The 19,074-nt window shown below is 72.1% G+C and carries 18 protein-coding genes and 1 riboswitch; of the genes, 6 read left to right on the top strand and 12 right to left on the bottom strand.

Annotated features, from left to right (window positions below; translation table 11 throughout):
* Nucleotides 1-3: 3 nt before the first annotated feature.
* From AC3AGO_RS21805 to AC3AGO_RS21795, 3 genes are all read left to right on the top strand, one after another.
* On the top strand, nt 4-744 hold the full coding sequence (locus AC3AGO_RS21805; protein ID WP_487821905.1) for an ANTAR domain-containing protein: 741 nt from the start codon (nt 4-6) through the stop codon (nt 742-744).
* 352 nt (nt 745-1,096) lie between these two features.
* A riboswitch (cobalamin riboswitch) is annotated at nt 1,097-1,238 on the top strand.
* A gap of 27 nt (nt 1,239-1,265) precedes the next feature.
* Nucleotides 1,266-1,493: a CbtB domain-containing protein gene (locus tag AC3AGO_RS21800; RefSeq protein WP_487821904.1), complete on the top strand. Its 228-nt coding sequence runs from the start codon at nt 1,266-1,268 to the stop codon at nt 1,491-1,493.
* Nucleotides 1,494-1,507: 14 nt separating this feature from the next.
* A complete protein-coding gene (locus AC3AGO_RS21795) occupies nt 1,508-2,356 on the top strand; it encodes a CbtA family protein (RefSeq protein WP_487821903.1) in 849 nt (282 codons plus the stop codon).
* On the opposite strand, the gene AC3AGO_RS21790 is transcribed toward AC3AGO_RS21795, so the two are convergent.
* The 7 genes from AC3AGO_RS21790 to AC3AGO_RS21760 form a co-directional block, all read right to left on the bottom strand.
* The gene (locus tag AC3AGO_RS21790) at nt 2,342-3,088 is read right to left on the bottom strand and encodes a sortase family protein (protein WP_487821902.1); all 747 of its coding nucleotides are present in this window, start codon (nt 3,086-3,088) and stop codon (nt 2,342-2,344) included. The two genes, AC3AGO_RS21795 and AC3AGO_RS21790, sit on opposite strands and share 15 nt — an antisense overlap.
* A gap of 195 nt (nt 3,089-3,283) precedes the next feature.
* On the bottom strand, nt 3,284-4,063 hold the full coding sequence (locus AC3AGO_RS21785) for an HAD-IIA family hydrolase (protein ID WP_487821901.1): 780 nt from the start codon (nt 4,061-4,063) through the stop codon (nt 3,284-3,286).
* A 108-nt stretch (nt 4,064-4,171) separates the two neighbouring features.
* Nucleotides 4,172-5,242 (bottom strand): 2-aminoethylphosphonate ABC transporter substrate-binding protein, encoded by a 1,071-nt coding sequence (locus AC3AGO_RS21780; RefSeq protein ID WP_487821900.1) that lies wholly within the window; start codon nt 5,240-5,242, stop codon nt 4,172-4,174.
* A gap of 67 nt (nt 5,243-5,309) precedes the next feature.
* Nucleotides 5,310-6,107 carry an ABC transporter permease gene (locus tag AC3AGO_RS21775; protein ID WP_487821899.1) on the bottom strand — a complete coding sequence of 266 codons (798 nt, stop codon included), beginning with the start codon at nt 6,105-6,107 and terminating at the stop codon, nt 5,310-5,312.
* The gene (locus AC3AGO_RS21770) at nt 6,088-7,041 is read right to left on the bottom strand and encodes a 2-aminoethylphosphonate ABC transporter permease subunit (protein WP_487821898.1); all 954 of its coding nucleotides are present in this window, start codon (nt 7,039-7,041) and stop codon (nt 6,088-6,090) included. The genes AC3AGO_RS21775 and AC3AGO_RS21770 overlap by 20 nt, the downstream gene beginning before the upstream one ends.
* A complete protein-coding gene (locus AC3AGO_RS21765; RefSeq protein ID WP_487821897.1) occupies nt 7,034-8,116 on the bottom strand; it encodes an ABC transporter ATP-binding protein in 1,083 nt (360 codons plus the stop codon). The genes AC3AGO_RS21770 and AC3AGO_RS21765 overlap by 8 nt, the downstream gene beginning before the upstream one ends.
* A 134-nt stretch (nt 8,117-8,250) precedes the next feature.
* Nucleotides 8,251-9,000 (bottom strand): GntR family transcriptional regulator, encoded by a 750-nt coding sequence (locus tag AC3AGO_RS21760; RefSeq protein WP_487821896.1) that lies wholly within the window; start codon nt 8,998-9,000, stop codon nt 8,251-8,253.
* A gap of 81 nt (nt 9,001-9,081) precedes the next feature.
* On the opposite strand from AC3AGO_RS21760, the gene AC3AGO_RS21755 reads away from it, so the two are divergent.
* Nucleotides 9,082-10,164 (top strand): Gfo/Idh/MocA family protein, encoded by a 1,083-nt coding sequence (locus tag AC3AGO_RS21755; protein ID WP_487821895.1) that lies wholly within the window; start codon nt 9,082-9,084, stop codon nt 10,162-10,164.
* A gap of 562 nt (nt 10,165-10,726) precedes the next feature.
* Here the strand turns inward: AC3AGO_RS21755 and AC3AGO_RS21750 are convergent.
* From AC3AGO_RS21750 to AC3AGO_RS21740, 3 genes are all read right to left on the bottom strand, one after another.
* Entirely contained in the window at nt 10,727-11,584 is an 858-nt protein-coding gene (locus tag AC3AGO_RS21750; protein ID WP_487824753.1) for a fumarylacetoacetate hydrolase family protein, read from the bottom strand.
* Nucleotides 11,585-11,737: 153 nt separating this feature from the next.
* Nucleotides 11,738-12,586, bottom strand: a complete 849-nt coding sequence (locus tag AC3AGO_RS21745; RefSeq protein WP_487821894.1) for a class E sortase — start codon at nt 12,584-12,586, stop codon at nt 11,738-11,740.
* A gap of 96 nt (nt 12,587-12,682) precedes the next feature.
* Nucleotides 12,683-14,071 (bottom strand): DUF445 domain-containing protein, encoded by a 1,389-nt coding sequence (locus AC3AGO_RS21740; RefSeq protein WP_487821893.1) that lies wholly within the window; start codon nt 14,069-14,071, stop codon nt 12,683-12,685.
* A 219-nt stretch (nt 14,072-14,290) separates the two neighbouring features.
* On the opposite strand from AC3AGO_RS21740, the gene AC3AGO_RS21735 reads away from it, so the two are divergent.
* Nucleotides 14,291-15,601 (top strand): SGNH/GDSL hydrolase family protein, encoded by a 1,311-nt coding sequence (locus AC3AGO_RS21735; protein ID WP_487821892.1) that lies wholly within the window; start codon nt 14,291-14,293, stop codon nt 15,599-15,601.
* A 232-nt stretch (nt 15,602-15,833) separates the two neighbouring features.
* Nucleotides 15,834-18,182 (top strand): transglycosylase domain-containing protein, encoded by a 2,349-nt coding sequence (locus AC3AGO_RS21730; RefSeq protein WP_487821891.1) that lies wholly within the window; start codon nt 15,834-15,836, stop codon nt 18,180-18,182.
* 89 nt (nt 18,183-18,271) lie between these two features.
* Here the strand turns inward: AC3AGO_RS21730 and AC3AGO_RS21725 are convergent, their stop codons facing one another.
* Together AC3AGO_RS21725 and AC3AGO_RS21720 are read right to left on the bottom strand one after the other, a co-directional pair.
* Nucleotides 18,272-18,574 carry a GroES family chaperonin gene (locus AC3AGO_RS21725; protein ID WP_487824752.1) on the bottom strand — a complete coding sequence of 101 codons (303 nt, stop codon included), beginning with the start codon at nt 18,572-18,574 and terminating at the stop codon, nt 18,272-18,274.
* A 110-nt stretch (nt 18,575-18,684) separates the two neighbouring features.
* Nucleotides 18,685-19,008, bottom strand: coding sequence for a DUF3618 domain-containing protein (locus AC3AGO_RS21720; protein ID WP_487821890.1), 324 nt, complete (start codon nt 19,006-19,008; stop codon nt 18,685-18,687).
* Nucleotides 19,009-19,074: the final 66 nt, after the last annotated feature.

Here is a 19,074-nt window from a genome sequence, read left to right as displayed (position 1 = left end):
GTGATGAGCACGAACCGCGAGCAGCGTCTCGCCGAGACCTTCGTGGAGCTGGCCGACACCCTGGTCGACGACTTCGACGTGGTGGACTTCCTGCACCGGCTCGCGGTGCGCTGTGTCGACCTGCTCGATGTGACGGCGGCCGGGCTGATGCTCGCCGACCCGCAGGGCGATCTGCACACCGCGGCGGCCTCCGCCGAACAGCCGTGGCTGCTGGGGCTGTTCGACCTCCAGCAGGAGCAGGGACCCTGCTTCGAGTGCTACCGCACGGCGGCTCCCGTACCGCCGCACGGCATGACGGAGACCCTGCGGCGGTGGCCGGAATTCGGCACCGCCGCACAGCAGGCGGGCTTCGCCTCCTCGTACACGGTGCCGCTGCGGCTGCGCGAGGACGTCATCGGAGCGCTCCAACTGCTCACCAACGCACCGGAAGAGGCCGCGCCCCCGGCGGACGGGATGCAGGTCGCGCAGGCCCTCGCGGACGCCGCGACCCTCGGCATCCTCCAGCAGCGCACCCTGCGGCAGCGTGAACAGCTCGCCGGCCAGCTCCAGTCGGCGCTGGACAGCCGCGTGGTGGTGGAGCAGGCGAAGGGAGTGCTCGCCGAACGCCGCGGCGTCAGCGTGGACGAGGGCTTCGCGATGCTGCGCGGCTACGCCCGCTCGCACGGGGCGCGGCTGTCCCAGGTGGCGCGGGACGTCGTCGACGGCAGGCTCGGCCTTCCCCAGCCGGGCCCCTCCCAACGGTGAACTGCCGTCCGCGGGCGGCCGGATGACCGCCCGCCCCCGGCCGGCTGTTCCGCGCCGCGGATGGCCTGAAGACGCCCTGCTGCGGCCGGTTGCATGACTGACGGATCAGCCCCGCTCGCCTAATCTTGCCCCTGTGGCCCCGGACCCCGGCCCCGCGTACTCCCCCTCTTTCCTGGGCTCATTCCTCTCGCGGCCCGGAACCCGGGGGGATGAGACGCCCGGCCGGAGTCCTCGGGCACGAGGGGGGCGGACACCGGCCGGGCGTCGGCCACCTCACGCGGGCCGCGCGACCGCACGCCGGTACGGCCGTGTTGACAGTGGTCAGCCACCCTGGGACTCTCCTGGCGGCACATATTCATACTGAGGCGACGGTGTACAGGAACCCGGTGCGAATCCGGGGCGGTCCCGCCACTGTGTCCGTACGTCCGCGACAGCCGAGTGCTGTCCGGCCGGCGTACGGGAGTCAGGAACTGACCCGTCGCTTCTCCCAACGGGGCGTGGAAACCCCAGGAGGAGTACCAATGTCCCTGCACACCGCGGGTCCGACGAACAGCACTGTGTCCCCGGCGGCGGACGCCGCCACGCTCGGCGCACGCGACTGGATGATCGCGGCGGCAGCCGCGATCGTCGCACTGATCGCCCTCTACGCCGTCTTCGTCGACAACGGCACCGTCATCTCGGCGACGGGCAACTACCTGCACGAGTTCTCCCACGACGGCCGGCACCTCTTCGGCGCCCCCTGCCACTGACGGGGCCCGGCACGATGACAACCGCACACACCGAAACACCGTCCCCCTCCGGCACCCCGGCGGAGGCCGGCGCCGCCGTGCGTCCCGTGCTGCCCCTGCTGCGGCGCGGGCTCGCGGCGGGCGGCCTCGCCGGGCTGGTCTCCGGACTCTTCTCGCTGCTGCTGGCCGAACCTCTGATGGACCGGGCGATCCGGCTGGAGGAGGAGCGCGCGCAGCACGAGCACGCCGGGCACGGCGGCGGGGGCCACCAGCACGCCGCCGAGGAGCTCTTCTCGCGCGGCACCCAGCACACGGGCCTGGTCGTCACCGCCGTGATCGTCGGCCTCGCGCTGGGCGTCTTCTTCGCTCTCGTGTACGCGCTGGCACACCGTCACGATCCGCTGCGGCACCGGCCGTGGGAGCGCGCCCTCACCCTCGCGGGTGCGGGATTCCTCGCGCTGTCCCTGCTGCCGGGGCTGCGCTATCCGGCCAACCCGCCGGGTGTCGGCGACGCCGGTACGGTCACCGACCGGCAGTTCATGTGGCTGGGCGCGCTGGCCGTCGGCGTACTCGGGCTGCTGCTCGCGTGGCAGCTGCACCGCCGTCTCGCCCGTGCGGGCCGCTCCTCCGCGGTCTGCCAACTGGCCGTCGCGGCAGCGGTGGTGGCCACTCTCGGCCTGATGTTCCTGCTGCCCGGCAACCCCGACCCGGTGCCGGTCCCGGCCCCGCTGCTGTGGGACTTCCGGGTGCTGTCGCTGGCCTCGCACGTCCTGCTGTGGGCCGCGCTGGGCGTGACGTTCGGCGCGCTCGGGCTGCGCGCGGCACGGGCCGCCGGCCGTACGGACGCCGGCGGGGAGCAGGACCGGGGCTCAGCCGCGGCGTGACCCGGTGAGGTAGGCGGAGACCACCCGCTCCGGGGTGCAGCCACGGGCCCCCGCGCCCGTGGCGTCGCCGCAGACCCGGAGTTCGAGCACGGCACGGTCCCGCGGCGCCGCTCCGTCCCGTACGGCTGCTCCGTCCCATACGGCTGCTCCGTCCCGTACAGCTGCTCCGTCCCGGGCGGCTGCCCCGTCCCCTTCCCCGGCGGGGCCGCCGCCCGGGTCCGTCCGCACCGCCGACACGGTGAACTCCGCGACGGTCCCGTCGGCCCTGCCGACGGACAGCTTCGCGCCCCGCACGGGCCGCCGTTCCGGGCCCGCGGCGCTCCGCGCCTCCAGCCGCGCCGTGCCCCCGGCGCCGGGCACGGGCCCCGTACCGTCCCAGCGGACGGGCCCCGTTCCCGGTGCGGGCGGCGGGGCACCGTCCGCCTCCCCCACTGTGCCCGCTCCGTGTCCGGCGACCGGCTCGTGCAGGCCGAGCGCCGCGAAGTCCAGCCGTTCCGGGCGGGGTTGGCCCTCCAGCGGGTCGTGCGCCGCGGGCAGTTCGGGCCGCTGTTCGCCCGCCGCGAGCCGCGCCAGCGGCGAACCCTGTGCGGAGCCGCCGGTGTCGGGGCGGCTCGCGCCGTCGGTGAGCTTGTAGCCCCACACCCACAGCGCGGAGAGCAGCAGAACCCAGGCGGCGGCGGTCAGGAACCGGCCGCGCCCGGACGTACGGGGCATCGTGTCGTCCGCGAACATCGGCCGGTGCACCTCCCTGGAAGCTGCTACCGACCTTCGCGGCCCCGCCGCGCGCCCGCATCCGCTGCCGGTGCCGGATACTCCGTACGGGCCGTCAGATGCCGTGCGCCCGCGCCCCTTTCACCCACACAGCAGGGCCCCACACAGCAGGGGACCCCGCATGCCATGCGCTGCGGGGTCCGGACGCGGGGTCGCTCAGATGCGGTCGACCAGGTCCGCGATGGAGTCGACGACGGTCGTCGGGCGGTACGGGTGCCGGTCGATCTCCTCGGGCTGCGTGAGCCCGGTCAGCACGAGGAAGGTCTCCAGACCCGCCTCCATACCGGCGCGCACATCGGTGTCCATCCGGTCACCGATCATGGCGGTGGTCTCCGAGTGCGCCCCGATCGCGTTGAGTCCGGCGCGCATCATCAGCGGGTTGGGCTTGCCCACGAAGTACGGGTCCTGGCCCGTGGCCCGGGTGATGAGCGCCGCGACGGAGCCGGTGGCGGGCAGCGCGCCCTCCGTGGAGGGCCCCGTCTCGTCGGGGTTGGTGGCGATGAAGCGCGCGCCGTTGTTGATGAGCCGGATCGCCTTGGTGAGCGCCTCGAAGCTGTACGTACGGGTCTCGCCGAGCACCACGTAGTCCGGGTCGACGTCGGAGAGCACGTAGCCGATGTCGTGCAGCGCCGTGGTGAGACCGGCCTCCCCGATGACGTACGCGGTGCCGCCGGGCCGCTGGTCGTCGAGGAACTGGGCGGTCGCCAGGGCCGAGGTCCAGATGCTGGAGACCGGGACGTCCAGGCCGATGCGCGCCAGCCGCGCGTGCAGATCGCGCGGCGTGTACATCGAGTTGTTGGTCAGCACCAGGAACGGGCGTCCGGACTCCTTCAGGCGCTTTATGAAGGAGTCGGCGCCCGGGACGGGCACGCCCTCGTGCATGAGGACACCGTCCATGTCGGTGAGCCAGGACTCGATGGGCTTGCGCTCTGCCACGTGACAGCTCCTGCCGTGCGTAACTGGGGTGCGTAACGGCGTGCGGTCCGGCCGCCGCGTTCAGCGTAACCGCAGCCACCGGCCCCGTGCGCCCCGTGTGCATCAGCTTCAGCTGCCCGTCGCCGACTTCCAGTCGTCGATGTAGGAGTTGAGGTTCCGGGCCACGGTCGGCCAGTCCGGCTCGAAGACCCGCACACCCTTCATGATCTTCTCCAGTTCGGCCGCCTCCCTGCCCGACGGCCGCACGTCCTCGCGGGCGGGGAAGCCCTTGCCGACGGTGGTGGCCTCCTCCTGCGGCTTCTTGCTCAGCAGGAAGTCCAGCAGCTTCTTGCCGTTCCCGGCGTTCTTGGAGTCCTTGACCAGGCCGCCCGCGTACGGCAGCGCGAAGGTCGAGGGCTTGTCCGCCGGCTTCGCGGCCGGGAAGAAGATGCCGGTGTTCGGCTGGTTCTTCTGCTGCGCATAGTTCATCTGCACATCGCCGTTGGCGACGGTCAGCTCGCCCTTGTCGACCTTCGGGCCGAGCTTGCTGGTGGAGGAGGACGGGCCGACGTTGTTCTTCTGGAGCTTCCTGAAGTAGTCCATGGCCGGCTTCTCGCCGCCCATGTCGTGCATCGCCTTGATGATCATCGCGGTGCCGTCGCCGGCGACGCCGGGCGTCGAGTACTGGAGCTTGCCCTGGTACCGGGGCGACAGCAGGTCGTTCCAGGTGGCCGGGGGCTCCGGCTGCTCCTCGGTGTTGTGGATGAAGCCGAAGTAGTTCTTCACCAGGCTCGTCCACGTGCCCGTCGCCGACTTGTCCTCGGCGGCGACCTGTTCCGCGCCCTTCGGCCTGTACTTCCGCAACAGGCCCTGGCTGTCGGCCTGCTGGATGAACGGCGGCAGCGTCACCATCACATCGGCCTGCGGGTTGTTCTTCTCCCGCACGGCGCGCTGCACCATCTCGCCGGAGCCGCCCTCGACGTACTTGACCTTGATGCCGGTCTGCTTCTCGAACGCCTTGAACTGCTGGTCGTACCAGCCGTCGCCGTTCTCGCCCTTGAGGCCGTCGGCGCTGTAGACGGTGACGGTCCTGCCGTCCTCGGCGGCGGTGCCGGTGCCGCCGCAGCCGCTGAGCGTGACGGTCAGCGCGAGGGAACCGAGGGCCGCGGTGGTGAGCGTGAGCCTGGAGTGGCGGGGCATGGCAGAAGAGCTCCTCATGACAGGGGCGTACGCGGGGCGGGGAAGTGCGGGGCGAGGTGACGCCGGCTCAGCGGAGCGACGCCTTCGTACGGACGCGGGACACGGCGAGCAGCACCAGCAGCGTGGTCGCCATGAGCAGCACCGCGATCGCGGAGCCGGAGAACAGCGAGCCCCGGTCGGTGGCGGCGAAGATCTGCACGGGCAGCGGCATCCAGTCCGGCGGGTAGAGCATCATCGTGGCGCTCAACTCGCCCATGGACAGGGCGAAGCAGAGGCCGGCCGCGGCGTTCAGCGACGGCAGCAGCAGCGGCAGCTTCACCCGCCACAGGACGTACGCGGGGCGCGCGCCGAGCGACGCGGCGGCCTGTTCGTACGCCGGGTCGAGGCGGGTGACCGCGGCCGAGACCGACTGGAAGGCGAAGGCCGTCACCAGCACGGTGTGCGCGAGGATCACGATCCACCGGGTGCCGTTCAGCAGCACCGGCGGCTTGCTGTAGGCGACGAGCACGGCGAGCCCGACGACCACCGAGGGCACCGCGACCGGCAGCATGAACAGGGCGTCCAGCAGCCGCCGTACGCCCCGGCCCAGCGCGGACGCGGCGAGCGCCGCCCAGGTGCCGATGACGAGCGCCACGACGGAGGCGGCGAGCGCCGTCTGCAGGCTGACGCCGAGCGCGGCGAGGGACTCGCCGCGGGTGGCCGCCGCGTAGTTGCCTGTGGTGACGCCGGAGGGGAAGGCGCCGCTCCAGTTGGTGGCGAACGACGCGACGGCGACGACGAGCAGCGGCGCGGCGAAGACGGGTACGAAGAGCACCGCGAACAGGGCCCAGGCGGCCCGGCGGCCGTTACGGCTGTGGACGAGCACGGCGGCTGTCCCTCCCTCCGGAAGTGGCCCCGGCCGCACGGGCCGTGACGGCCCGGTAGAGGGCGTAGAGGCCCACGGAGATGACGACGTTGACGGACGCCACCACACAGGCCGAGACATAGTCGGATTCGAGGATCGCCTTGCTGTAGACCAGCATCGGCAGCGTCACGACGTCCTTGGCGCCGGTGAACAGCACGATGGCGAACTCGTTCAGGCACAGGACGAGGACGAGGCTGCCGCCGGCCATCAGCGCCGGGTACGCCTCGGGCAGGATCACCCTGCGGATGATCCGCAGCGGGCGCGCGCCCAGCGAGGAGGCGACCTCCAGCTGCGCGGTCTCCATCTGCGAGAAGGCCGCCAGCAGCGGCCGCATCACGAACGGCGTGAAGTAGGTGACCTCCGCGAGCAGCACGCCCCAGGGCGTGGTGAGGAAGTCGAACGGGCCCTCGGCCGCGCCCGTGACGTCCGTCCACACGCCGTTGGCCATGCCGACGGTGCCGTAGATGAACAGCAGCGCGAGCGTGATCAGGAAGGACGGGAAGGAGAGGAAGACGTCGATGAACTTCGACACCGCGCGGCTGCCGGGGAACGGCACGAAGGCCACGACCAGCGCCAGCAGGAAGCCCAGCACCAGACAGCCGACGGTGGCGCCCACCGCGATCAGCACGGTGGTGACGAGGGCCTCGCGGAAGGCGGTGGAGGCGAAGACCTCGGCGTACGGCTGGACCGACAGGCCGCCGCCGTCCGGGGTGAAGGACTGCTGGAAGACCAGCGCCAGCGGGTAGAGGAACAGCACCGCCAGCACGGCGACCGGCGGCAGCGCCCAGAGCCGGGACAGCCTCCCGCGGGTACGGCGGGCGGGCCGTGCGCCGCCCGCGGGCGCGCTCTCCGCGCTCCCGGCGGCGGGCCGCTCCGTGACCGTCAGGTCAGTCATGGAGCAGCACCCCGTCCTCCGCGGCGAAGGACAGCTCGATCTCGTCGCCCAGCGCCGGAGGGGCCCGCAACTCCTTGACCTCGGCGTTGACTTCGTGCCCTCCGACGGCCGCGGTCACCCGGTGGGTGGCGCCCCGCCACTGCAGCCCCGTGACGGTGCCGCGCAGCGTGTTCGGTCCTTCCGCGCCGAGGGCCAGCCGGTGCGGACGTACGCACAAGGTGGCCTTGCCGTCCTCCGGTACGGGGCCGCCGGCGACCTTCAGCCCCGTACCGGCGAACCGTACGGAGCCGTCCGAACCCCCGGTGACGGGCAGCAGGTTGGCGCTGCCGACGAAGGAGGCGGTGAACTCGCGGCGCGGCTCCCGGTAGAGCCGCCGCGGGGTGCCCACGTCCTGCAGCCGCGCCCTGTCCATGACGGCGATCCGGTCGGCGAGAGTGAGCGCCTCCACCTGGTCGTGCGTCACGTACAGGATGGAGACGTCCGGCAACTCGCGGTGCAGCCGCTCCAGTTCGGCGAGCATCCCGGAGCGCAGCTGCGCGTCCAGCGCCGACAGCGGCTCGTCCAGCAGCAGCACGCCGGGGCGGATCGCGAGCGCGCGGGCGATGGCGACCCGCTGCTGCTGGCCGCCGGACAGCTCCCGCGGATGGCGCTTGGCGTACGCGCTCATCCCGGTCATCTCCAGGGCCTCGCCCACCCGTCGGGAGATCTCGCCGCGGGGCGTCTTCCGCGCCTTCAGCCCGAACGCGACGTTGTCCTCGACCCGCATGTGCGGGAAGAGCGCGTACTGCTGCACCACCATGCCGACGCCGCGCCGGTGCGGGGGCAGGTCCGTCACGTCGCGGTCGCCGAGCCACACCCGGCCGCTGCGCGGCCGCACGAAACCGGCGACCGCCCGCAGCGCCGTGGTCTTGCCGGAACCGGAGGGGCCGAGCAGGGCCATGACCTCACCGGGCTCGACGGTCAGGTCGAAGGAGTCGAGAACGACGTTTCCGTCGTAGGCGACGGTGACCTCGTCGAAGCGTATGCCGGCCGTGTCCGGCACGGCGGCCGTCCCGGCCGCTGTCTGATCTCGCATGCTCCGCACGGTGGTTGGCTGCCGTGTACCTCACGGGGCCTGCCGGCGAATGACCGGTTAACTGATCCTCAATCCTGGTCCGGACCCGTTATCTTCTCGTTATCAAATGAGAGGGCGCCGACAGCCGGCCGCGCTCAGCCCAGCTTCGTGGTGAAGCTGAAGCGGTCGCCGCGGTAGAGGCTGCGCACCCGTTCCAGGGGGCGGCCGTCCGTGTCGCGGGACAGCCGGTGGATGAGGATCATCGGCAGCGCGGGCGACGTACCCACCAGCAGCGCCTCGCGCGGCGTCGCCAGCACCGTCTCCAGCCGCTCGTCCGCGTCGCCGGAGCGGACGCCGACGCGTTCGCTCAGATACGCGTAGAAGGACGAGTCCGGGTCGAAGTCCCGCTCCAGGTCCGGCACCCGCTCCACGGCGATGTACGTGCTCTCCAGCCCCACCCGCTCGTCGTCGGCGAGCAGCACCCGCTCCATGTGCCAGACGGGCGTGCCCCGTTCGAGGCCGAGCTCCCCGGCGAGCTGCGCCGGGCACGGATGCCGCTCCAGCCCGATCAGGTTCCGGCCGGGCTCGCGGCCCTGCCGCCGTACCCCCTCCGTGTAGCTGGCCAGCGACAGCGGCTGCTCCAGCTTCGGCCCCGCCACCACCGTGCCGCGCCCGGACCGCCGCAGCCGTCCCTCCAGCAGCAGCTCGCGCAGCGCCTGACGGACCGTCTCCCTGGACACCTCGTACCGCACGGCGAGTTCACGCTCGGTGGGCAGCGTCCCGCCCTCGCCGAGCTCGTCGAGCATCGGGACGAGCTTGGCCTTCACTGCGTAGTACTTGGGCACCCTGCCGTGCTCGGGGATGCCGGCGCGGACCGGCGCAGCGCTGTCGTACGGAATAGCCACGCCCGTATCTTCCCAGGCAGCAGCCGTACACCGCGGCGCAGCACGTCCTCCGCCGCCGCGCGGCTCTGCCAAAATGGCCGCATGGACGCTGCGACACCCCCCGCGAGCCCGCTCCGGACCGGCCTCATCGGCTACGGACTGGCCGGTTCCGTCTTCCACGCCCCGCTCATCGCGGCGGCCGAGGGACTCGTACTGGACACGGTCGTCACCTCCGACCCGGTCCGGCAGGAACAGGCCCGCGCGGAGCACGGAAGCGGCCTCCGTACGGTCGCGAGCCCCGACGAACTGCTCGCCCTCGCCGGGGAGCTGGACCTCGTCGTGATCGCCTCGCCCAACAAGACCCACGTCGACCTCGCCCGCCGGGCGCTGGAGGCGGGGCTGCCGGTCGTGGTCGACAAGCCTCTGGCCGGCACGGCCGCCGAGGCGGAGGCGCTGGCGGCAATCGCCGCGGAGCGCGGGCTGATGCTGTCCGTCTTCCAGAACCGCCGCTGGGACAACGACTTCCGCACCCTGCACGCGCTGCTCGCGGACGGCGCGCTGGGCGAGCGGATCTGGCGCTTCGAGTCCCGCTTCGAACGCTGGCGGCCGAAGCCGAAGGGCGGCTGGCGCGAGTCGGGCGACCCGGCGGAGATCGGCGGCCTGCTGTACGACCTGGGCAGCCACGTCGTCGACCAGGCCCTCGCCCTCTTCGGCCCGGTGCTGTCGGTGTACGCGGAGTCCGACGTGCGCCGTGTCGGCGCGGAGGCCGACGACGACACGTTCATCGCGCTCACCCACGCGAGCGGCGTCCGCTCCCACCTGTGGATGAGCGCCACGGCCGCCCAACTGGGCCCGCGTTTCCGGGTGCTGGGCAGCGAGGCGGCGTACGTGAAGTACGGCCTCGACCCGCAGGAGGCCGCACTACGGGCCGGCGAACGGCCCTCCATGGACCTGCCGTGGGGCGTGGAGCCGGAGTCCGCGTGGGGCACGCTCGGCGCGCTGGACGACACCCGCCCGGTGCCGACGCTGGACGGCGACTATCCCGCGTACTACGCGGCGGTCGCCGACGCCCTGCGGACGGGCTCCGCGCCGCCGGTCACCGCCCACGAGGCCGCGGCGTCCCTCCGCGTCCTGGAAGCGGCCCGAACCTCAGCCCGAGAACACCGAGCCATCCCCCTGGGCTGACCCCCGGCCTCCGCCGAGGTGTGGGCACCCCGCCCGCACCCCGGTGTGGGCAGCTGGTCCGCCCTAGGGGGCGGAACGGGTGGGCACACCGGACCGCCAGCCGCGAGGCCACGTCCCCCACGCACCCAACGCACGCGCCGCCGTGAGGGGTTGGCCCCAGACCCGCCCCTACCCGTTTCTTCCGGGGCTCCCGCCCCGGCCCCCAGCCCTGCCCTGCGGGCAGGGAAAAGGGGAACCGGGGCTACGCCCCGGCCCCACCGCGCTCCGCGCGAAACGGGGGGGCTACGCCCCGCCCACGGGCGACGCAAGGGTAACCGGGGGTCCGCCCCGGACCCCACCGCGCGCGAAAGAACGGGGGCGAGGGGAACAGGGGCTCCGCCCCAGGCCCCGGCGGGGCTGCCGCCCTGCACCCCCCGGGGGGGGGAGGAACAGGGGCTACGCCCCGGACCCCACCCGCGGGGCGCGGGAACGGAGCTGGGCTCCGACCCGCACCGCGAAGAGCAGGAACAGGGGCCCGCCCCGCAAGGATCCGCGCTGCCCCCAAGGGGCGGACCGCAGGGGGCTATGCCCCCTTGAGCTCCTGGCGTTGCCGCCCAAGCCCCTCGATCTCGAGCTCCATGACGTCCCCCGCCCGCAGATACGGCTTCGGCTCCGCGTGCCCCATCGCCACCCCCGCCGGCGTACCCGTGTTGATGACGTCGCCGGGATACAGCGTCATGAAGTGGCTGACGTACCGCACCACTTCGGCCACCCCGAAGATCTGGTCGGAGGTGGAGCCGTTCTGCCGCAGCTCGCCGTTCACCCACAGCCGCATGGCGAGCGCCTGCGGATCGCCCACCTCGTCGGCGGTGACCAGCCACGGCCCCAGCGGGTTGAACGTCTCGCAGTTCTTGCCCTTGTCCCACTGGCCGCCGCGCTCGATCTGGAACTCCCGTTCCGAGACGTCGTTGGCCACCGCGTATCCGGCGACCGCCGCGAGCGCCTGCTCGTCCGTCTCCAGATAGCGCGCCGTACGGCCGATGACGACGGCGAGTTCGACTTCCCAGTCGGTCTTCCGGCTGCCGCGCGGCACGAGCACCGTGTCGTCCGGGCCGACGACCGTGTCCGGCGCCTTCATGAAGATGATCGGTTCCTGCGGGATCGCCGCGCCCGTCTCGGCGGCGTGGTCGTGGTAGTTGAGCCCGATGCAGACGACCTTCCCGGTGCCCGCGACGGGCGCACCGGTCCGCAGTCCGCCCGCGTCGAGCACCGGCAGCCCGCCGCCGGCGGCGGCCTCCCGTATCCGGGCGAGCGCGGCGTCGTCCGCCAGCAGCTCCCCGTCGATGTCGCGGACGAGCCCGCCGAGGTCGCGCAGGACCCCTTCGTCGTCCAGCAGCGCCGGGCGTTCCGCCCCCACAGTTCCGACACGCAGCAGCTTCAAGGTCACACTCCCGTGGTCGAGGACTCCGGCGGGGACGGCCACCGGTAGAGCATGGCCGATCGTCCAAGAGCCCGTTCAGAACCACAAGACCCCGTTCACGTCCTGGACTTGGACGGAACGTCAGCGACCCGCGCTACGGCACGTATCCGCAGGTCATCGGGGTGATACGGACCGCAGCTCGGCCCAGACGACCAACCGGTACCGGGAGGTGTACTCGGGCGTACAGGTCGTCATCGTCAGGTAGTAGCCCGGTCCGGACATCCGCATCCCGGGGTGCACGCTGCTGTACGGCTGCGCGTTCAGCACCGTCCCGTCGCCCGGCGTCGTCTGCGCGACAGTGCGCCGCACCGTGTAGACGTAGCGCGCCTCCCGCGTCTCCACCCGCACCGCGTCGCCGGACCGCAGCCGGTTGATGTAGCGGAACGGTTCGCCGTGCGTGTTCCGGTGCCCGGCGACCGCGAAGTTGCCCGCCTGCCCCGGCCCGGCCGTCTGCGGATAGTGGCCGATATAGCCCCTGTTGAGCACCCCCGGCTTGCTGATGCCCTGGGCCACGGGCGCGGTGACCCCCAGCTTCGGGATCCGCATGACCGCGTACGCGCTCTCCCAGCGCGGCCGTTGGGGCCCCGTCGCCGCGCCGCTGTCCTGCCGGCCGTCCGCCGCGGACTGCCGCGTACCGCCCGAGCCGCTGTCCGTACCGTCCGCGCCCGGCTCCGGGGCATCCCCGGACTCCTCGGACTCCCCCGGCGATGCCTCCGGCGCCGGCGCGTCCCACTGCCGCCGCAGTTCGGTCACCTGCTGCCGGGCGTCCGCCTGTGCCTCCCTGTTGGTCCACCACAGCTGGTGCACCACGAGCAGCAGCACCACGAGCCCGCAGGTGACCGCCAGTTCCGCGGCACCCCACAGCGCGCGGGCCAGCCGCTCACCGCGGCCGGCCGCACCCCCTTCGTACGGGGCGTACGAGCGCCGGCGCCGCCCCTGCTGCACCACAACCCGGTTCCGCATCGCGCGCACCATAGGACGGCGGCCTCACGTTTGCCATGCCCGGAACACGGCGAACTCGCGCGAGTTCACCCCGCGACGGCGCTCCCGGCGACAGGGTCACGCGCCCAGGAGGTGCGCCACCGTGTAGATGACGAGCCCGGCCAGCGAGCCCACGACCGTGCCGTTGATGCGGATGAACTGGAGGTCCCGGCCGATGTGCGCCTCGATCTTCTTCGAGGTGTGCTCCGCGTCCCAGCCCGCGACGGTCTCGCTGATCAGCGAGGTGATCTCGTTCTGGTACGTGGTGACCACGTGCACCGCGGCCCCCTCGACCCAGCCGTCGACCTTCCCCTGGAGCCCCGCGTCCCCGGACATCCGGTGGCCGAGCGACAGCAGCGCGGACCGTGCCCGTACGCGCAGCTCGCTGTCCTCGTCCTCCGCCGCGGCGAACAGCATCGAGCGCACCGCGTTCCACGCCGAGGCGATCAGGTCCTGCACCTCGCCGCGCCGCAGCACCTCGCTCTTCAGCCGCTCGACCCGCGCGCGGGTCTCCGGGTCGGACTGCAGATCGGACGCGAAGTCGGTGAGGAACCTGTCGAGCGCGCCGCGCGCCGGGTGCTCCGGCATGTCCCGCATCTCCGTGACGAAGCGCAGCAGTTCGCGGTAGACGCGCTCGCCGACCTTCCGGTCGACGAACCGCGGCGTCCATCCGGGCGCCCCGCCTGCCACGGCGTCCATCACCGAGTCGCTGTGCACCTCCAGCCAGTCGGCGGCCCGTGTGCACACCAGGTCCACGAACCGGCGGTGCCCGCCGTCCGCCACGACCTTCGCCAGCATCGTGCCGAGCCCGGGAGCGATCTCCTTCGCGTCGGCCCTGCGGGTGATGGCCTCGCCGACCACCGCCTGTACGTCGGAGTCCCGCAGTACGGCCAGCGCGCCCCGCAGCGCGGTGGCCAGTTCGGCCGTCACCCGCTCCGCGTGCTCGGGCTCGGCGAGCCACGTACCGAGCCTGCTGCCGATGCCCACCGAGCGCAGCCGGGCCCGTACGACGTCCTCGGACAGGAAGTTCTCGCCGACGAAATCGCCCAGACTCTGCCCCAGTTGGTCCTTCTTCTTCGGAATGATCGCGGTGTGCGGGATGGGCAGCCCCAGCGGATGCCGGAACAGCGCCGTCACCGCGAACCAGTCGGCCAGCGCGCCGACCATGCCCGCCTCGGCCGCCGCCGCGACATACCCGGTCCACGCACCCGCGCCCGCGTGCCCCGCCCAGGTCGCCAGCGCGAAGACGACCGCCATCAGCCCCAGCGCGCAGGTGGCGATGGTCTTCATCCGCCGTACGCCGCGCTGCCGCTCCTCGTCCGCCGCGGTCAGGGCGCCCAGTGACCCTCGGGAACGGACTCCGCGCGGTGCGTCGACCACAGGATCCCCGTCCGGTTCCGCGCTTGTGATTGCCCTCACGCGGCCATCCTCTTCAGCGGCATTTTCACCCTGCTTTGTCCGTTCCATCCCGTTCCACCGTCCACCCTCTCCCGCCTACAGTGTCCCAAGCTGCCGTATGGAGGGAACGCTGGGCGGTTTCCTGGCGTCTGTCTGTCCGGGTGACGACGCCGTCGCCGCATTCCCAGGTCCACGGCCCGTCCGAAGACGGCCGAGGGGATCGTGGGATCATGAACCGCCGACGATCCGGAGCCCCGGGCTCCGCCTGCCCGAGGAGACACACCGCGCATGACCAGAAACATGGGTTATGCCCTGCTCGCCGGACTCGCGGCGATCGTCGTCCTCGTCTCGACCGCGATGTTCATCGGAGTCGGGAGCGATGACGGCGGGCTGGGCGGAGACTCCTCCGGCAGCGGCAATCCCGCCAATCCGGCCTCGGCGGGCGCGTGGACCGGCACCTGGGCCGCGGCACCCGCCGCCGCCGAACCCCGCACCAACGACGGGTTCACCAACATGTCGATACGGAACGTGGTGCACACGTCCGTCGGCGGCACCGGAGCCCGGATCAAGCTCTCCAACCTGTACGGCACCCGCCCGCTGACCGTCTCGCACGCGACGCTGGCCCTGGCCGCGGCCCCCAGCAACCCGACCGCCGCGAGCGGCACCATGCGCCGGCTCACCTTCGGCAACGACCCGACGGTGACCATCCCCGCGGGCGGCGCGATCACCAGCGACGCGGTCCGGCTCAACGTGCCGCACTCCGCGGACCTGCTGGTCACCACCTACTCACCGCAGCCCTCCGGCCCGGTGACGTACCACCCGTACGCACGGCAGACCAGCTACGTCGCGCACGGCGACCGCTCCGAGGACGCGGCCGGCACCGCCTTCGCGCAGCAGAGCCCGTACTGGCGCTACCTCACCGGCGTCGACGTGTGGTCGAACGAGACCCGCGGCGCCGTCGCCGTCCTCGGCGACTCCATCACCGACGGCATCACCTCCAGCCCCGGCGCCAACCGCCGCTGGACCGACTTCCTCGCCGAGCGGCTGCGCACCGAACGCGGCGCGCCGCGGCTGAGCGTCCTCAACGGCGGCATCAGCGGCAACCGCGTCCTCGTCGACGGCACCCGCTTCTCCCCCAACAACGGCCCCAGCGGCATGAGCCGGATGGAGCGCGACGCCCTCACGCAGACCGGCGTGAAGACCGTCGTCGTCGAACTCGGCCTGAATGACATCGTCAAGCCGCCCCGCCAGCGCGACCCGCGGCGGATCGTGGACGGGCTGCGGGACATAGTGCGCCAGGCACACGGCCGCGGCCTCAAAGTCATCGGCGGCACGCTCACCCCGTTCGGCGGCCACCGCGGCGACGAACCGCACCTCAACGTGATCCGCCAGCAGGTGAACGACCAGATCAGGGCGGGCAAGGTGTTCGACTCCGTCGTCGACTTCGACGCCGCGCTGCGCGACCCCGCGCACCCCAACCGGCTGCGTCCCGCGTACGACTCGGGCGACCACATGCACCCGAGCGACAACGGCTTCCGGGCCATGGCGCACGCACTGGATCTGCGCACGCTGAAGGGTTCTTCCCCGGCCAAGCTCTGACTACGGTGCATCCTTTCGGGCACTCCGACCGTCTCTCTTCACGACCGATACGTACCGAACGGGCCTGCGGACACCGCTCACCTGATGGAGTGACAGGCGCGGGGCCATCCGGCCCGTGCCGTACCCGCTCCTGGTGGAGCCGGTCCGCACCGACCAGTGCGGTAGATGCAACAGTGGACTACGGGGCGCATGACGGGAATCGCCCAAAACTGGACGAGGGGTCCCTGCGGATATGAGTGACGAGCCGAAGAGCCGGGCCGAAGGCGCCCACAGCGCCGAGGGCTGGGAGCCCCGGCCCGGCGGCAAGGGCAGACCGCGCAGGACCGGGCTGCGGCGGCTGATCCCCACCTGGCGCATGGTGCTGGGCGGGGTGCTGCTGGTCCTCCTCGCGCTGTCCGGCTGCTTCGTCGCCGGCTATCTGCTCGTGAGCATCCCCGCGCCCAACTCGGCCGCCGCGGCGCAGTCGAACGTCTTCCTCTACTCCGACGGCTCCCAACTCGCCCGCGAGGGCGAGGTCAACCGGGAGAACGTCAGCCTCTCGCAGATCCCGAAGACCACCCAGCACGCCGTACTGGCCGCCGAGGACCGGGACTTCTACAACGAGTCGGCCGTCGACCCCAAGGCCATCGTCCGCGCCGGCTGGAACATGCTCACCGGCGGCGGCAGGCAGTCCGGTTCGACCATCACCCAGCAGTACGTGAAGAACTACTACCTGGACCAGGACCAGACGGTCACCCGCAAGGCCAAGGAGTTCTTCATCGCCCTCAAGCTGGACCGCGAGGTGAGCAAGGACGACATCCTCCTCGGCTACCTCAACACCAGCTACTTCGGCCGCAACGCGTACGGCATCCAGGCCGCGGCGCAGGCCTACTACGGCAAGGACGCCGTCGACCTGAAGCCCGCCGAGGGCGCCTACCTCGCCACCCTCGTCAACTCCCCCAACGCGTACGACACCCAGGCCCACCCGGAGAACCGGCAGCGCGCCGTCTCCCGCTGGAACTACGTGCTCGACGGCATGGTCAAGGAAGGCTGGCTCACCCAGTCCGACCGCAGCACCATGAAGTTCCCCGACCCGGACCGCGCCAAGGCCCCCACGGGCCTCTCGGGCCAGCGCGGCTACCTCGTCGAAGCCGTCAAGAACTATCTGACCGACAACGGCATCGTCGACGAGAAGCGGCTGGCGGCCGGCGGCTTCCGCATCACCACGACGCTCGACCCGGACAAGCAGAAGGCGATGCGCAAGGCGGTCGACGACAGACTGATGTCGCAGCTGGACGAGAAGAGCCGCTCGGTCGACAAGTACGTCCGCGCGGGCGGCACTTCGGTCGACCCGAAGACCGGCAAGATCGTGGCGATGTACGGCGGCCGCGACTACACGCAGCAGTACGTCAACAACGCCACCCGCCGCGACTACCAGGTCGGCTCCACCTTCAAGCCGTTCATCTTCACCTCCGCGCTGCAGAACGACTCCACCACCCAGGACGACCAGCCGATCACCGCCAACACGGTGTACGACGGCACCAACAAGCGCGAAGTCATGAGCGACGGCAACGGCACCGGCTACGCCCCGGAGAACGAGGACCACAAGTCCTACGGCCAGATCCCCGTCACCACCGCCATGGACAAGTCCGTCAACGCCGTCTTCGCGCAGATGGGCGTCGACGTCGGCCCGCAGAAGGTCAAGGACACCGCCATCGACCTCGGGCTGCCCAGCAAGACCCCCAACATGCCCGCCGACGGCTCCATCGCACTCGGCGTGTCCACCGCCTCCACACAGGACATGGCGGAGGCCTACGCCAGCCTCGCCAACCACGGCAAGCACGGCCAGTACTCACTCGTCGAGAAGGCCACCCGCGGCGGCGAGGTCGTCGACCTCCCCGACCACGACCCGCGCCAGGCCGTACCCCGCGAGGCGGCCGACTCCACCACCGGCATCCTGCAGAGCGTCGTCGAGGGCGGCACCGCCACCGCCGCCAAGTCCGCCGGACGCCCCGCCGCCGGCAAGACGGGCACCGCGGAGGAGGACAGGGCCGCCTGGTTCGCGGGCTACACCCCCGAACTGGCCACCGTCATCAGCGTGATGGGCCAGGACTCCGAAACGGGCGCACAGAAGTCCCTGTACGGCGCCGCGGGTCTCCCCCGCGTCAACGGCGGCGGCTTCCCCGCGGAGATCTGGGGCGCGTACACGAGGGACGCCCTCGAGGGCGAGCCCGTGACCCCGTTCGACCTGGAGGAGGGCAGCGGCGAGAGCATCCCCGCCAGCCCCCCGCCGCCCACCAGCGAGACCCCCACCAGCGAACCGCCCACCACCGACTCCCCCACCAGCGAGCCGCCCACCAGCGAAGCGCCGACCGGTGAACCCACCGAGCCGACACCGCCCACCACCCCGCCCACAACTCCCCCCTCCAGCCCGGGCATTCCGCCCACCGGCGGCCTGGAGGGCGGCAACACCCAGGGCAACAACGGGCAGGGCGGCGGCAACGGCGGCGGAGGCTCCGACGGCGGCACGGACGACGGCGGCACCACCACCGACCCCGCCTCCGGCGGCGAATGGGACGGCGGCACCACCGAGGGCCCCTGACCCACAGGCCCGCACACAGCCCGCACACGAGTGGGGCCCCGGCAACCGCCGGGGCCCCACTTCTGCTTCTGTACTCGCTTCCGACAGCTCTACAGGTACAAGCCCGTCGAGTCCTCGGAGCCCTGCAGCCGTTCGGCCGCCACCGCGTGCAGATCACGCTCACGGATCAGCACGTACGCGACACCGCGCACCTCGACCTCGGCCCGGTCCTCCGGGTCGTACAGCACCCGGTCACCGACCTCCACGGTCCGCACGTTCTGCCCGACCGCGACCACCTCGGCCCAGCTCAGCCGCTTGCCGACCGCGGCCGTCGCGGGAATGACGATGCCGCCCGACGAGCGGCGCTCGCCCTCGTCGATGTCGGTGCGCACCAGCACACGGTCGTGCAGCATGCGGATCGGCAGCTTGTCGTGCTGCGACGCGGCGGCCCGCGAGGTGCCGCGGCCGTCGGAACCGGAGGAAGACTTCTGGGAACTCACGGCCAGAACCGTATCTCAGCGGCTCAGTCGCGCCTGCGGCGAGCCGACACGGCGTACAGCCCGCCGACGAGAGCGACGGCCACCACGGCCGCCGGCACCACACGCTCCATCCGCGGCGCCCCGTCCTCGGAGACGAACTGCGCCCGTACGTCCGAGACCGCGCGGTTCGCCGCCACATAGGCGCGCCCCGCCGTACGGTCCACCGCCGCCGTGGCCTTCGCCTTCGCGTCGCCCATGATCGTCTTCGGGTGCACGCGTACGGCGATCTCGTCCAGCGCGGCGGCGAGGTCGTGCCGCCTGCGGACGATGTCCGCCTCGATGTCCGCGGGGGTCCTGGCTTCCGGCACCGCGCTGCCTCCGTCGCTGTCGCTGTCCTCGGGTCGATCCCTGGTTTCCGGACAGTCTGTCAGCTC

Source organism: Streptomyces sp. BL1 (assembly GCF_057628045.1).
The sequence above is the reverse complement of the archived record's forward strand: the minus strand, read 5'-3'. Positions and strand labels throughout refer to the sequence as shown.